Genomic DNA, 14745 nt, shown 5'->3' on the forward strand with positions numbered 1-14745 from the left:
CATTGACGAGTCGCTGATGAGGCACTGATGCGCCACTGATGAGACGCCGATGCGGCACCGATGAGACGCCGATGCGCCACTGGGCGCGTCAGGCATCGCGGAGGAGCCCGCGGAGCAGGTCCCGGCTCTTCTCCGGGGAGAGGCTGTCGGCGCTCAGCCGCTCCAGCACCCGCTCGTAGTGGGCCACTTCATCGGGCTTGTCCAGGTAGAGCGCGCTGGTCAGCTGTTCCAGATAGACGACGTCGGGCAGATCGGACTCCGGGAACCGCAGCCGGGTGAACGCCCCGCTCTCCGCCGCGTGCCCGCCGAAGGCGAACGGCATCACCTGGAGCGTCACATGCCGGTACTCGGAGACCGTGAGCAGATGGCGCAGCTGGGCGGACATCACGCTCCGCCCGCCGTAGGGGCGGTGCAGCGCGGCCTCGTCCAGCACCACGTGGAACGCCGGGGCGCGCTCGGAGACCAGCAGCTTCTGCCGCTCCAGCCGCAGCGCCACCCGCCGGTCCACCTCCGATGCGCACGCCTGCGGCTGGCCGCAGGCGACCACGGCGTGGGCGTAGCCCTCGGTCTGGAGCAGCCCGTGGATGAACTGGACCTCGTAGCAGGCGATATGGGAGGCGGCGCCCTCCAGGCCGACGTAGGTCTGGAACCAGCCGGGCAGCACATCGCCGTAACTGTGCCACCACCCGGCGACATTGGCCTCGCGGGCGAGCCCGAGCAGCGCCGCGCGCTCCGCGTCGTCGCTGACTCCGTACAGGGTCAGCAGGTCCTCGACGTCCCGCGCCTTGAAGCTCACCCGGCCCAGCTCCATCCGGCTGATCTTGGACTCGGAGGCCCGGATCGAATAGCCCGCCGCCTCACGGGTGATGCCGCGGGCCTCGCGCAACCGCCTGAGCTGAGAGCCCAGGAGGATCCGGCGCACCACCGATCCACTCGACTCGCCTGCGGCCATGTCGGCGATCCTCCCTGTACGGAAAGCATCCTTGCGAACGGCGCCCCGCGGCCCCTGGAGGCGAAGTCTGCCACTGATCGGGCTGCGCGCCGTATGCGCGTCGTTACTCAGCCACGGGTTGAACATCAGTGTACGGAGTCAGAAATCCCGGTAAAACCGAGCGGACCGGACCAACTGAAGGCCGTGCACGTGCATCTGCCCTTGCATCTGCCGTGCGCATTCGGAACCATAGGTGTGCGCACGGGCAAGCTGGTACGAAATCTGGCCAGGATTCGTCACGGCCACGGATGCGGGGGTGCTCGCATGGGGAACGAAGGTTCAACCCTGCTGGAACCCTTGTGGCAGGGGCTTGCCCCGATCGATCCCTCCGGTGTCTCCGGGGCCGTCTCCTGCGCACTCCCCGCCCGCTACGAGGCGGTCAAGGGCGCCCGTCAGTTCACCGGCTCGACCCTGCGGCAGTGGGACATCCCCGAGCTCCTCGACGAAGTGGCGCTGGTCGTCTCCGAACTGGTCACCAACGCGCTCCGGCACGCCCTGCCCTGCGGCCCGGCGGCCGGTGAGCCGGACCGCCCGGTGCGGCTGCACCTGATGCGCGGCCCCTCACGGCTGGTGTGCGCGGTACGCGACCCCAGCGAGGTGGGTCCGGTGGCGGGCGAGGCGGGCTGCGGCGAGGAGTCGGGGCGCGGCCTGCACCTGGTGGAGTCCTTCACGGACGGCTGGGGCTGGCGGCCGCTCGCGGGCACCCGGCGCGGCAAGATCGTCTGGGCCGTCTTCCACCTGCCCCGGACGTAACCGGCCGCGCGCTCGGTTCGCACGGGCGGGCGGTCATCGGCGGATGGTCACGGGCGGATGGTCACGGGCGGATGGTCACGGGCGGGTGGTCACGGGCGGGTGGTCACGGGCGGGTGGACTCCGGCGGGGCCGTGGTGATGCCCAGGCTGTGCAGCTGGAAGAGCCGGGTCACATCGTGCATCGTGACGATGCCCTCCAGCCGCCCGTGGTCCACCACCAGCACCGGCATTCCGCCACCGCCCGGACGCGCCCGTTCCAGCACCTCGCTCAGCAGCTCACCGGGCTCGGCCACCGTGCACCGCGCCAGCGGTATCGCCACATCGCGCGCCCGCTGGGTCTCCCGGGCCCCGGCCGGCACCGCCGCGAGGGCGCGCAGCTGGACGACCCCGCTGGGCCGCCCCTCGAAGTCCAGCAGCGGCAGCACCGAATGCCGGGAGTGGGCCGCCACCTCGTCGATGAACCGCTCCACGGTCAGCCAGTCCGCCCCGGTGGCGACCGGCGCCGACATCGCGTCGCCCACCCGCACCCCGCGCAGCGCCGTGTCGACTCCGGCCCGCTGCCGCTCCGCATTGGCGATGATCACCATGAACAGGCCGATGAGCGAGAGCCACAGCCCGCCGGTGTTCCCGCGCAGGAAGGAGATCCAGCCGAGCGCGATGAGCGCCACGCCGAGGATCTGCCCACTGCGCCCCGCCGCCCGCTCGGCGCGTTGACGGTCCCCGGTGCGCCACCAGATCACCGCCTGGACCACCCGTCCGCCGTCCAGCGGCGCGGCGGGCAGCAGATTGAAGACGCCCAGCAGCAGATTGGCCCAGCCCAGCCAGATCAGGACGGCGGTGGACACCCCCCATCCGGTGAGCGCGTGCACCCCGATCCCCGCGCCGACCGCGATACCGCCGATGACCAGGCTGGTGAGCGGCCCGCTGACGGCCACCCAGAACGCGACCCCGGCGGTGCGGGGCCGTCCCATCTTGGTCATGCCGCCAAGCGCCCACAGCGTCACGTCCTCCACCGAGACGCCCCGCTTGCGGGCGGTGACCGCGTGCGCGGCCTCGTGCAGCAGCAGGCTGCCCATCAGCAGTACGGCGCCGACGGCGCTGGCGAAGGCGTAGACGGCGGTTGTCCGGCCGGGGGTCCACGCGGGCAGCGTCTCGTGGCCGAGCCCGTAAGCGAGCAGCACGATGAGCACTGGGACGCTCCAGTGCATCCGCAGTGGAACCCCGAGTACGCGTCCGACGCGGACCGAGCCGTTCATCGCCGTCTCACATCAGTCGGGTGCCCCCGCCTGCCACTACCAGTGTCGCGCGTCCGCGGCGATCAGCCCAGAGCGGCCGGATCGTGTGCCAGATGGTCGAATTCGCCGTCCTTGGCCCCGCGCAGCATCGCCTCGACCTCGGCCGGGGTGTAGATCAGCGCCGGGCCGTCGGGGAACCGGGAGTTGCGGACAGCCACGTCCCCGCCGGGCAGTTTGGCGAACTCGACACAGGACCCCTGGGAGTTGCTGTGTCTGCTCTTCTGCCAGACGACCCCCTGAAGGTCCGCGGCCGCCATGCCGTTGTACGGGTGGTCGCGCACAGGGCTTCTCCACTGTTCGTGCAGCTGTCAACTGCCCCGGATCATAGCCGCGTTCCTTTGCGAATGCATGAGCGAATGCACTCGCCTCTGCACAGGTAGATGCACCAGCAGATGCACGTGCACCTTGCGTATCGGCGTGATCACCCGACACCCGGCGTCTCCTGCCCCGCGTGATGGAGAGCAGTCGTCATGAAGGACGCGGGGGTCCTCCCCCGGGTTGAGCCGGCCTCGTCGCCCGGCCTGGTGCGGGCGTCGCCCGGCGTTGAGCCGGCCTCGTCGCCCCGCGTCGTGCGGGCGTCGCCCGGCGTTGTCGGACCGTTGTCAGACCCCCCTGCCAGACTCACGGGCATGAGATGGGCGGCGGCGGAGACGGATCACGGGGGTGTTCGTCTCTGCCCGCTCGGCCCCGGGGGAAAGGCCGCCGGACCGGTTGTCGAGGTGACGGCGGAGCAGGGCGGGATCGCCGAGGCCGTGCGGTCCCGCCCCGAGGCCGACCGGTGGGTGTGGCGGTCCACCGCCGAGGTCTATCCGCGGCTGCTGGCCGCCGGGGTCCGGGTCGAGCGGGCCTACGACGTCGAGGCGGCCGAGGCACTGCTCCTCGGCCATGAGGGGCGCTCGGGCGCGCCGCGTTCGCTCGCCGCCGCCTGGGCGCGGCTGCGCGGACTGCCCGTCCCCGAGGATCCGCCGCCCCGGGCGGCCGGGGCCCAGCCGTCGCTGTTCGAACCCGGCCCGCCGCCGCTGCCGCCGGGCACCGACCCGCTCGACGCGCTGCTCGCGGTGTACGCGGGGCAGCTGGTCCGTACGGAGGCGGCCGAGCACCCGGACCGGATGCGGCTGCTGACCACCGCCGAGTCGGCGGGGACGCTGATCGCCGCCGAGATGCGGCGCGCCGGGGTGCCCTGGCGGGCCGACCGCCACCGGGAGCTGCTGGACGAGCTGCTCGGCGAGCGCTATCCGGGCGGTCTGGAGCCACGGCGCCTGGCCGAGCTGGCCGACGAGGTGTCACGCGCCTTCGGCACCCGGGTGCGGCCCGATCTGCCCGCCGAGGTCATCAGGGCGTTCGCCCGCGCGGGCATCGCGCTCGGCTCGACCCGCGCCTGGGAGCTGCGGCGGATCGACCACCCCGCCGTGGAGCCGCTGCTGCGCTACAAGAAGCTCTACCGGCTGCACACCGCCCACGGCTGGGCCTGGCTCCAGTCCTGGGTGCGCGACGGCCGCTTCCGCCCCGAGTACCTGCCCGGCGGCACCGTCTCCGGCCGCTGGACCACCCACGGCGGCGGCGCGCTCCAGATCCCCAAGGTGGTGCGGCGCGCGGTGGTGGCCGATCCGGGGTGGCGGCTGGTCGTGGCCGACGCCGACCAGATGGAGCCCCGGGTGCTCGCCGCGATCTCCCGGGACCCCGGGCTCATGGAGGTCGCGGGCAGCGCCCGGGACCTGTACGCGACGCTGTCCGAGACGCGCGTGGTCGGCAACCGCGACCAGGCCAAGCTCGCGCTGCTGGGCGCGGTGTACGGCCAGACCTCCGGCGACGGCCTCAAGCATCTGGCGGCCCTGCGGCGGCGCTTCCCGGCGGCGGTGGCGTATGTGGACGAGGCGGCCCGCGCGGGCGAGGAGGGCCGGCTGGTGCGCACCTGGCTGGGCCGCACCTGCCCGCCCGCCGGGGACGCCACCGAGGAGCCGGCCGACGAGGCGGGGCTGCCCCGGGACCAGGCGGAGCCGTCGTACGGCAGCACGGCCGGCGCCCGCGCGCGGGGCCGGTTCACCCGGAACTTCGTGGTGCAGGGCAGCGCCGCCGACTGGGCCCTGCTGATGCTCGCGGCACTGCGGCGGTCGCTGGCCGGGGCGGGGCTGCGCGCGGAGATCGTCTTCTTCCAGCACGACGAGGTGATCGTGCACTGCCCCGCTCAGGAGGCCGACACGGTCCGGGAGGCGATCGCCGAGGCGGGCCGGACGGCCGGCCGGATCGCCTTCGGACCGACACCGGTGCGGTTCCCCTTCACCATGGCGGCGGTGGAGTGCTACGCCGACGCGAAGTAGGCGGCCACCGGGTGCGGCCCGTCCCCCGACAGCAGGCGGCCACGGGGTACGGCCCCTCCCCCGACCGGCTCAGCCCCACAGGCAGGGGTCCCGGCCCTCCCCACACGATGAGAGCGGAGGGCCGCCGGGCGGCGGCCCGCCACGCCGCCCACCGGGGAGACCTGCCATGACCATCAGTCTCGAGGCACTGCGCCGCTGCTCCATCGCCGTCGACCTCGGCGCGGCCAGAACGCGTGTCTACCTCAGACGGACCGGGCTCATCGTGGACGAGCCGACCGTCGCCGCCGTGAACACCCTCACCGGCGGGCTGATCGCGGTCGGCACGCCGGCGGAGCGGATGAGCGGGCGGACGCCCGCGCACATCCAGGTGGTACGGCCGGTCTCCAACGGCACCGTCGTCGACATCGCCATGGCCCAGCGGATGCTGCGGCTGCTGCTGGGCAACAAGCTGCGCCGGGCCTGGCGGCGCCGGCCGCTGGTGAGCGCCGCCGTCTGCGTCCAGCACGACGCCAACCCACTCGCCCAGCGCGCCGCCGTGGAGACACTCACCGGTATCGGCGCCAAGCGGGTCGAGCTGGTGGACAGCCTGATCGCCGCCGCCGTGGGCTGCGGTCTGCCCGTCGAACGGCCCGAGGCGACGATGATCGTGGTGTGCGGCGCGGCCACCACCCAGGTCGCGGTGTTGTCGCTGGGCTCGATCGTGGCCGCCGAGCGGGTACCGGTGGGCGGGGAGACCGTGGACCACGCCGTCGTCCAGCACCTGCGCAACGAGCACGCGCTGATGCTGCCCAGCCAGGCCGTCCGCCCCCTGCATCTGGTCCTCAAGGAGGGCGCACCGGCCTCGGGCAGCACCGAGGTGCACGGCCGGGACGTGGCCACGGGGCTCGCCCGGTCCGTACGGATCGACGTCGAGAGCGTGCGGACCGCCATCCGCACCCCGCTCACCGGGGTGCTGGACGCCATCGGCACGGTGCTGCGCCGCTGCCCGCCCGATCTGGTGGCCGACCTCGCCGACCGCGGCATCATGCTGGCCGGCGGCAGCGCGGTGCTGCCGGGGTTCGACGAGATGCTGCGGGAGGCCACCGGTATGCCGCTGAGCATCGCCGACCACCCCGACGTCTGCGCGGTCGAGGGGCTCGGCGCGATGCTCGACGGCAAGGTGCAGCCGTTGGCGCTGGACGCGATGGTCTCCTGACCCCGCCGCCTGATCGCGTCTCCGGGTGCCGGTGCCGCCGCCTGATCCCGCCCCTTGACCCCGTCTCCTGACGCCTGATCGGAAATTCTTCGCGACGCGTTGAGCGGCCGTCTCCTCCCCTGCGTAGTGAAGGGGGAAGAGGCCGGCATGGCCGCCGATCCCCCCGGGGGCACAGACCGGGAGTCGTCCGTTGATGTTGTCCAACTCAGGTCAGGTCCTGGAGGTTCAGGTGCGCGACGACGCCGCCGTGGCCGATGAGCGTCCGTCGAGATCCCGCCGTGGCACGCCGGACGAGCAGCTCATCCGCGCGCTCTACCAGGAGCACGCCGGACCGTTGTTCGCGTTCGTGCTGCGGCTGGTCGCGGGCGACCGGCACCGTGCGGAGGACGTCGTCCAGGAGACCCTGGTGCGCGCCTGGCGGAACGCCGACCGGCTGTCCCGGGCCACCGGCTCCATCCGGCCCTGGCTGGTCACGGTCGCCCGGCGGATCGTCATCGACGGACACCGCAGCCGGCAGGCCCGGCCGCAGGAGGTCGACCCCTCCCCGCTGGAACTCCTGCCCGCGGAGGACGAGATCGACCGCGCGCTACGGCTGATGACCCTGGCCGACGCGATGCAGGACCTCAGCGACGCCCACCGCGAGGTGCTGGTCGAGACCTACTTCAAGGGGCGGACCGTCAGCGAGGCGGCCCAGACCCTCGGCATACCCAGCGGGACGGTACGGTCCCGGGTCTTCTACGCGCTGCGCTCCATGAAGCTCGCGCTGGAGGAGAGAGGAGTGACGGCATGACAGCGCGGACGCATCACCACCACCCGGGACACGACGCCGTCGGCGCGTATGCGCTCGGCGTGCTCGACGAGGCGGACGCCGCCCGGTTCGAGGAGCATCTGGCCGGCTGCGCCCCGTGCGGACGGCGGCTGGACGAGCTGGCCGGACTGGAACCCCTGCTGGCCGCGCTGGCCGCCGATGTCCCCGGAATCCACGGCAGCCCCGGGCGGACCCGGCTCACCGGTCACACCCCGCATGCCTTCAGCGCCACCCCGGGCGCCATCGAGACCCTCACCGCGCGCCCCGGCCCGGCCGTGCTCCACCGCGTGGCGGGCGAGGTCGCCGCGTCCCGCGCCAAGCGGCGGCGGCGCGGTCTGTACCTGGTCGCGGCGGCGGCCGCGCTGATCGTCGGCGGTCCGCTCGGCACCGTCGCGGTCACCTCCGGCGGCGGCTCGGACAGCTCCGTCTCGGCCGCGCCCAGCGAGCGCGGCCTCTTCGAGCGGATGCCGGACAAGGTGCGGGGCACCGACCCGGACACCGAGGTGGACGCGGCGGTCGCGCTGGAGGACAGGATGTGGGGCACCGACGCCGTGCTCAGGCTGAAGAACGTCAAAGGCCCCCTGGACTGCAGCCTGATCGCGATCTCCAGGGACGGCCGTGAGCAGACGATGATGACCTGGTCCGTGCCCACGTGGGGATACGGCATCGAGGACAGCCCCAAGGCGGTCGCGAGAGAGCCGCTGTGGGCCCACGGCGGCGCGGCGATGAAGCGCGCCGACATCGAACGTCTCGAGGTCCGTACGGACGAGGGAAAGCGCCTGATCTCCCTGGCCGCCTGACGTCCGCCGACGGGCCTTCCGGCCGGTGCCACCCGGATCGCCGATCACTCCGTGCGGCGTGGTGAACGAGATGTTACACAGAGTGTGATATGTCGTGCTTCGCGTCCCCGGGGGGTCCGGATCCGAGGAGGCACCCGTGGCTGACCCGGACGCCCATCAGCAGCGCATGTTCGCTCAGTATGTGTTGCCGGAGGTCGAGGTGCTGCTGCGCGTGGCCATGTCACTGACCGCCCAGCGGGCCGACGCCGAGGATCTCGTACAGGACACGCTCCTACGGGCCTACCGGGCGGTCGGCCGTTTCGACGGGAGACATCCGCGGGCCTGGCTGCTGACGATCATGCGGCATGCGGAGGTCAGCCGGCGCCGCCAGCGCCGGCCCCGGCTGCTCGACGATCCGGACACCGACCTGGAGCGGCTGGTCCCCGCCCGGGGCGCGACACCGGAGGAACTGGTGGTCGACACGACGTTCGACGAGGCCGTGGACGCCGCGTTCACGGCACTTCCGCTGCGGGACCAGCAGGTGGTGCGGCTGGTGCATGTGGACGGGCTGTCGTACGCGGAGGCCGCACAGGTGCTGGACGTCCCCAAGGGGACGGTGATGAGCAGGCTGCACCGGGCGCGCAAGCGGATCCGGAGCCGGCTGCTGGCCGCGGGAGTGGAATCGGAGCGAGGTGGCGCATGAGCAGATGGACATGGTGGCGGACCACGCGGACCGCGCCGATCACCCGAACCGCACAGGCGACCACCGAGCGGCGCCGGACCACCCGGTGTCCCGTGGGCGCGCCGATGCTCCAGTCGTATCTGGACGGGGAGCTGGACGCGCCGGCCGCCGCCCGGGTGCGGGCCCATGTGGCCGAGTGCCACCGCTGCGCCCGGGAGCTCGCCGTCTACCAGCGCATCGGTGAGGCGCTGGCCGCCCGCGGGGCGACGGACGAGGCGGTGCTGGACCGGCTCAGGGACTTCGCGGAGTCCCTCGCGGAGCGGGAGAGCCGGGAGCCGGGAGCGGACCCGATGCCGGGGGCGGAGCCGGTGCCGGCGGCGGAGCCGATGCCGAGGACGGAGCCGGTGCCGAGGACGGAGGCGGTGCCGAGGACGGAGCCGGTGCCGAGGACGGAGGCGGTGCCGGCGGCGGACCCGGTGCCGAGGACGGAGCCGGTGCCGGGGACGGAGACGGTCCCCGGGACGGCGCCGGGGGCGGAGCGGGACGCGGATCAGGGCGCGGTGCACAAGGCCGGAGGCTGACGGCCGGGCCGGGCAGCGCGCGCGGGGTCCTGCGCAGCAGCAGGGCCGCGGTGAGCAGAATGCCGGTGATCAGGGCCACATCGGCGAGGTTGAACACCGGGCCCCGGGCGTCCACCGTGATCCAGTCGATGACGGCGCCGCGCAACGGGCCCGGCGACCGGATCATCCGGTCGGCGCCGTTGCCCGTCGCTCCCCCGGCGATCAGCCCCAGGCCGAGCGCCGCGCCCCGGCCGCGCGCCCGCAGCCCCGCGCCGGCCGCGGCCAGTGTGGCGACCGCGCCCGCGAGTGTGATCACGACGATGAGGGCGGGCCTGCTGTGTCCCAGGCCGAAGGCCACCCCGGTATTGCGCACCAGCAGCGCGCTGAACGGCCCGAACCGGGCCTGCGGACCGAAGGTGCCGCTCCAGGCGGCCAGCGCCATGGCCTTGGTCAGCTGATCGGCCACGATCACGACGAGCGCGATCAGGGGGAAGAGCAGCCGACCGGCCGCCGGACGGGGCTTCATCATCGGCCTCCCTCGGGGCCGGCCCGCGGGCGCGGTCCGCGGCCCGGAAGGGAAACCCACCGAGCGCCCGCCCCGCTTCCCTTCCGGCACAACGAGTCCGGGCCGGAGGGGCCGCGGGGCGGTACGGAGGGGCCGGGGTCGTCCCGGACGCTCCCGGGCGCCCCGGGCGACCCCGGCCAACCCAGGACGACCCAGGCAACCGGACAGGCCCCAGCACACCGGACAACCCCCGACGCACCCAACGACCCCGAGCGCACCAGGCGACCCCGGCCAACCCCAGGACGACCCAGGCAACCGGACAGGCCCCCGGGCTCGGGACGACCCCGAGCAGCGCCGAGCGGTCCCGGACGGCACCGGGACCCCGAGCAGCCCCGGACGACCCCGGACAGGCCCCGATCCCCGGAGGGTCCCCGGCGCACCGGACGACTCCGAGCGCACCAGATGGTCCCGAGCGACCCCGGACGACCCCGCATGGCCCCAAGCAGTCCGGGCGGTCGGGCGCCCCTGAGCGGCCGCCGCCCGGGGCCCCGGGCGGCGGCCCCGGGCGGAAAAAGGGCAAGGGCCCGCAGGCGGATGCCTGCGGGCCCTTGCCGCTGTCCGTCGCCGGGGTTACCGGCGCGGTACCGAAGGGGTCACTCCGACGATTACTTCCCCTTCTTCGCCTCCAGCAGAGGCGTCTGGTACTTGGACAGCATCTTCATCTTGTTCTTGTCGATGGTCTTCCAGTCGTTCTTCAGCACACCGCCGGTGTCACCCGAGTCCGGGTTCCAGGTCCAGTAGGTGTAGCTGATCCCGTTCTTCTTCAGGTAGTCCATCAGGGCGTTCTGCCAGACGGCCTCGGAGCTCTTGCCGGCGGTCTTCTTACCGCCGAACTCACCGAGCAGCAGCGGGGCGATGTTCTGCTTCTTGATGTACGCCCAGTGCTTCTCCCAGATGGCCGGCATGTTCTTCGGGAAGTCCTTCGCCATGAACCAGTTCTGGTTGTAGACGCCCGGACCGTAGTCGTGGGCCGAGTAGACGACCTTGTTCGGCTCCTTGAGCTTCACCGGGTGCTTCTTCACACCCTGGAGGTCGCCGCCCCACCAGAACTGCTCGTCCTTGAAGCGGTCGGTGCCCTCGACGAAGATCAGCCAGTTCTTGTTGACCTTGTGGATGGCGTTACCGGCCTTGGTGGCTGCCAGCTGCCAGTCGGTCTTGGGGTTGCCGTCGCCCCACGTGGCCTGGCCACGCGGCTCATTGTGCAGGTCGGCGCCGATCACCCGGTCGTTGTTCTTGTAGCGCTTGGCCAGCTTGACCCAGTCGTCCAGCCACTGCTTCTCGGACAGGCTCTGGGAGTACCACAGCTCACTCTGGCCGTACTGGTCCGGACGGTGCTGGTCCAGGATCACCCGGATGCCGCGGTCGGTGGCACCCTTGACGATCTTGTCCATGATCTGCTGGGGGGTGAGGCCCTTCAGATCGGGGTTCTTCTTGAAGTCGATGCCGTTGGGCTTGGCCGACGACTTGAACATCTCGTTCGAGTACGGCAGGCGCATGGTGTTGAAGCCCTGCTTGGCCATCTGGTCCAGCATCGACTCCCAGTTACGGGTCCACAGGCCGTGCGGCGCGTAGGTCCCGGTCTCGAAGCCGAACCAGTTCACACCGGTCAGGACGACCTTCTTGCCGTTCGAGTCAACGATGTCGCCCTTCTTGGTCGACAGCGGGCCGTCAGCACCCGCACCGGTGGCCTTGGCCTCGGAGGCGGTGGTGGTGGCCGCACCGGCCGGGCCATCGTTGTTCACCGCGAAAGCGGTGACGGTGCCACCCACGGCAGCAGCAGCGACGACGGCCGCCGCGATACCGAAGCGGAGACGCTGCGGGCGCGGCGCGCGCTTGGTCTCGGTGGTCGGGGCGTTGTTCTGGTCCATGGGGGAATTCATTCGGTGATGCTCCTGAGGAATTCGGGTACTGCGGTCTTGAGGATGCTGGGGATTTTCGTCGGAGATTCCAGACATTCCATCTGCGGGTCGGAGACTGCGGTCAGCCGGACAATCCGCGCGGACGGTAGGAGTTCACCGATCAGGCGGTCCAGCCGTTGCGCTCGCCAGCTGGGCTCATCCACGTCGATCAGCACCACATCCGGTCGCATGTGATGGGCCAGAGAAATTGCTTCTCGGGCCGATCCAGCGATGCCGGACAGCTCCAGTCCGGGCTCCTCGACTACGAGATCGGCGAGAGCACTCAACACCAGTGGGTGGTGCTCCACGACGAGAACTCTGTGCATCGATTTGGAGCTCCTTCGGGCTTGTCCTTTCGCTGCACGACATTAGGGAGTGGCCGCAGTCCGATTCGCCGTACGCCTGGTTGAAATCTGCGTACCTCAATTGCAGGAATTCCGGGCACACCAAACGGCCGAATTCCGCCTACCTCAATTGAGGTAGGAGAATTCGGCCGTTTTGTATGGGTTATGTCCGCTTTGGGGGAGGCAAGAAGGCATGCGAAGGCGCCGGTCAGCGGGTGACCGGCGCCGGTGAGAGGGGGGTCAGCGCATCAGCGGGGCAGCGGAGCAGCGCATCAGCGGGTCAGGCGGTACGCGTAGCCGGGGACGAACGTGCCCGCACCGGCGGCACAGCCGTCCGCCTGGCCCGGCTCCTTGATCCACAGGAAGGCGTCCACCCCGGGGATGCCCGTGGCGGCGGTGGGGGGCTTGCCCAGCTTGCGGCCCGGCGGGTCGCAGAAGCGGTGGTTCCGCGTGGGCCCCGCCCCATTGCGGCTGGTGTCGACCACGACCCCCAGCCGGGGCCGGCGCACCTCCCTGACCACGGACAGTCCGTAGCGCACCTCGTCGGCGGTGGCGTTGAAGTTGGAGACGTTGACCGCTATCCCGTCCCCGTACCGCTCTATCCCGGCGTGCCGCAGCCGGGCGGCCATGGTGCGCGCGGGCTGCCATCCGGAGTTCCCGGCGTCGTAGTAGACCCGGGCCCGGGGCGCCCCCCGCTGGAGCGCCCGCGCCGCGTACGACAGCGCCGCGAACCGCTCCGCCCGCTGCCGCGGCTTGAGACAGCTCATATGCGCGAGCGCGTCCGGTTCCAGGATGACGATGGCGCGCCCGTCCCCTATCCCCCGGGTGAGGGCCTCGCTCCACCGCCGGTACGCGGCCGTGTCCCCGGCGCCGCCGGAGCTCAGCTGCTGGCAGTCGCGCTGCGGGATGGTGTACGTGACCAGCACCGGAATCCGCCGCTGGGCGGCGGCGGTGCGCACGACGTAGCGGGCCCGCTCCTCGATCAGGGACTCATTGGTCTCGGTGAGCCAGGCGCCCTGGGGCTCGGCGGCGATCCGCCGGGAGATGGCCGCCGCCCGCCGGTCGCGCGGATGGTCGCGTACCCAGCTCGCCGCCGGGTTGTGGGGATCGACATAGAAACGGGTCGTCGCCGGGAAGGCCGGCTTGACCACGGGGAGTGTCGGCTTGGGCGCGGACCGCGGCGTCGGGCCCGCGAACAGGGCCTGCACGGTGGTCGCCGCCATCACCACCTCGGCCACCAGCACCATGACGATCAGCTGGGCGACACCCCGGCCCGCCCACCGGGAGGTCCGTCCGCGCGTCGGCGGGCGGGTCCGGCCGACGCGTTCGCGCAGTTTGGCGATCATGGCGAGTCCGTCCGGTCTCAGCCGTTGCGGGAGTTGTCGGGCGGGGGCCTGCGCCGGCTGATGAGCACCACCGCCAGAACCGCGAGCACCACCAGGACTCCGGCCACTATCCCTATCGCGACCAGGGCCGATTCATCGCCCTTCGGTTCGGCGGCGGAGGCGGCCGGGGTGGCGTGCGGATGGCGGCGGGGGGCGGCGGGCTCGGCGGCGGCAGCCGGCGCGGCCCGGTCCGCCAGCGCCTTGGCCGGGGCGATCACCCCGTAGCCGTAGCGGGGGTCATGCCCGGCGGAGCCCTTGCGGTGGGCGGTGTCGATCAGCTTCTGGACGATCTGGTTGGCGTTCCAGCGGGGGTGCTCCGCGCGCAGCAGCGCGGCCCCGGCCGCGACCCAGGGGGCGGCGAAGCCGGTGCCGTCACCGGTCCAGTAGTCGTTGTCGCCGGAAGTGGTGAGGATGGCGACGCCGGGGGCGGCCAGGAGGGTCTTCCCGCCGTGGTGGGAGGAGCTCCACACGGCGCCCTTCCGGTCGGTGGCCACCACGGCGACCACACCGGGGAGCGCGGCCGGGTAGGTGGGCCGGTTGCCGTCCTTGCCGTTGTCGCCCGCACCGGCCACCACCACGGCGTTCTTGGCGACGGCGTACTTGACCGCGGACCGCAGCGCGGGGGTGGGACGCTTGAAGGAGACGGTCAGATCGATGATGCGCACGCCATGGCCGACCGCGTGCCGGATGGCCTGCGCGGTGGCGTCGGCCACGGGCTTTCCGTCGCGGTAGACGCCGAGCGGCATCACCTTGGCCTCGGGCGCCAGCCCGTACACCCCGTCGCCGCGGTAGTTGCGGCCGGTGCCGGCGATGATTCCGGCGGCGTGGGTGGACTGCTCGGCCGCATGGCCGGTGTCCCGGGTGCCGAAACCGCCGGTGCCGCCCGCGAAATCCTTTCCGCGGACCACGCGGCCGCGCAGATCCGGATGGGTCGCGTCGACCCCGGTGCCGATGACCGCGACGGTCACCCCGGCGCCTTTGTTGAATTTCCAGGCACGTTCCGCATTGAGCGTGGTCAGCGCCCATTCGGAATCGTGCAGCGAACCGGAACCGGAATCACTTGCCGCGGCCGGCGTGGCCAGTGCGAGCGTCATCACCGCGATGACTGCTCCGGCCCGGCCGGCGAATGGATGGCGTGACATCGCGTGACCTGACATTACGTCACCTACTCTC

At 72.2% G+C, this 14745-nt stretch carries 14 protein-coding genes and 1 pseudogene; 7 read left to right on the plus strand and 8 right to left on the minus strand.

Translation table 11 applies throughout. The annotated features are described in order from the left end of the window. Positions 1-88 precede the first annotated feature (88 nt). On the minus strand, positions 89-952 hold the full coding sequence (locus tag N6H00_RS19005) for a helix-turn-helix domain-containing protein (RefSeq protein ID WP_268972968.1): 864 nt from the start codon (positions 950-952) through the stop codon (positions 89-91). A gap of 303 nt (positions 953-1255) precedes the next feature. Between N6H00_RS19005 and N6H00_RS19010 the strand changes: the two genes are divergently transcribed. After that, a complete protein-coding gene (locus N6H00_RS19010) occupies positions 1256-1744 on the plus strand; it encodes an ATP-binding protein (protein ID WP_268972969.1) in 489 nt (162 codons plus the stop codon). A 103-nt stretch (positions 1745-1847) separates the two neighbouring features. Here N6H00_RS19010 and N6H00_RS19015 read toward each other — a convergent pair whose 3' ends face one another. Both N6H00_RS19015 and N6H00_RS19020 read right to left on the minus strand, forming a co-directional pair. After that, on the minus strand, positions 1848-2999 hold the full coding sequence (locus N6H00_RS19015; RefSeq protein WP_268972970.1) for a site-2 protease family protein: 1152 nt from the start codon (positions 2997-2999) through the stop codon (positions 1848-1850). A gap of 62 nt (positions 3000-3061) precedes the next feature. Next, positions 3062-3295, minus strand: coding sequence for a DUF397 domain-containing protein (locus N6H00_RS19020; protein ID WP_268977041.1), 234 nt, complete (start codon positions 3293-3295; stop codon positions 3062-3064). Between the two features lie 372 nt (positions 3296-3667). Between N6H00_RS19020 and N6H00_RS19025 the strand changes: the two genes are divergently transcribed. The 6 genes from N6H00_RS19025 to N6H00_RS19050 all read left to right on the plus strand — a co-directional run bounded on the left by N6H00_RS19025 (position 3668) and on the right by N6H00_RS19050 (position 9401). Beyond that, positions 3668-5356: a bifunctional 3'-5' exonuclease/DNA polymerase gene (locus N6H00_RS19025; RefSeq protein WP_268972971.1), complete on the plus strand. Its 1689-nt coding sequence runs from the start codon at positions 3668-3670 to the stop codon at positions 5354-5356. Positions 5357-5522: 166 nt separating this feature from the next. Then, positions 5523-6551 carry a rod shape-determining protein gene (locus N6H00_RS19030; protein ID WP_268972972.1) on the plus strand — a complete coding sequence of 343 codons (1029 nt, stop codon included), beginning with the start codon at positions 5523-5525 and terminating at the stop codon, positions 6549-6551. A gap of 193 nt (positions 6552-6744) precedes the next feature. Beyond that, entirely contained in the window at positions 6745-7341 is a 597-nt protein-coding gene (locus tag N6H00_RS19035) for a sigma-70 family RNA polymerase sigma factor (RefSeq protein WP_268972975.1), read from the plus strand. Next, entirely contained in the window at positions 7338-8159 is an 822-nt protein-coding gene (locus tag N6H00_RS19040; RefSeq protein ID WP_268972976.1) for a zf-HC2 domain-containing protein, read from the plus strand. Before N6H00_RS19035 ends, N6H00_RS19040 begins: the two co-directional genes overlap by 4 nt. A 136-nt stretch (positions 8160-8295) precedes the next feature. Beyond that, a complete protein-coding gene (locus N6H00_RS19045; RefSeq protein ID WP_268972977.1) occupies positions 8296-8841 on the plus strand; it encodes an RNA polymerase sigma factor in 546 nt (181 codons plus the stop codon). Beyond that, positions 8838-9401 carry a zf-HC2 domain-containing protein gene (locus N6H00_RS19050; protein ID WP_268972978.1) on the plus strand — a complete coding sequence of 188 codons (564 nt, stop codon included), beginning with the start codon at positions 8838-8840 and terminating at the stop codon, positions 9399-9401. Before N6H00_RS19045 ends, N6H00_RS19050 begins: the two co-directional genes overlap by 4 nt. A gap of 97 nt (positions 9402-9498) precedes the next feature. Here the strand turns inward: N6H00_RS19050 and N6H00_RS40545 are convergent. From N6H00_RS40545 to N6H00_RS19075, 5 genes and pseudogenes are all read right to left on the minus strand, one after another. After that, positions 9499-9909, minus strand: a pseudogene (locus tag N6H00_RS40545) (signal peptidase II); the annotation flags it as partial. A 641-nt stretch (positions 9910-10550) separates the two neighbouring features. Further along, positions 10551-11825 carry a glycoside hydrolase family 5 protein gene (locus tag N6H00_RS19060; protein WP_268972980.1) on the minus strand — a complete coding sequence of 425 codons (1275 nt, stop codon included), beginning with the start codon at positions 11823-11825 and terminating at the stop codon, positions 10551-10553. Continuing rightward, a complete protein-coding gene (locus tag N6H00_RS19065) occupies positions 11822-12169 on the minus strand; it encodes a DNA-binding response regulator (protein WP_268972981.1) in 348 nt (115 codons plus the stop codon). Before N6H00_RS19065 ends, N6H00_RS19060 begins: the two co-directional genes overlap by 4 nt. A gap of 290 nt (positions 12170-12459) precedes the next feature. Beyond that, entirely contained in the window at positions 12460-13533 is a 1074-nt protein-coding gene (locus N6H00_RS19070; protein ID WP_268972982.1) for a glycoside hydrolase family 6 protein, read from the minus strand. 17 nt (positions 13534-13550) lie between these two features. Continuing rightward, a complete protein-coding gene (locus N6H00_RS19075; RefSeq protein WP_268972984.1) occupies positions 13551-14714 on the minus strand; it encodes a S8 family serine peptidase in 1164 nt (387 codons plus the stop codon). Positions 14715-14745: the final 31 nt, after the last annotated feature.

It is taken from the genome of Streptomyces sp. S465 (assembly GCF_026898115.1).
GTDB classification, from domain to species: domain Bacteria; phylum Actinomycetota; class Actinomycetes; order Streptomycetales; family Streptomycetaceae; genus Streptomyces; species Streptomyces luomodiensis.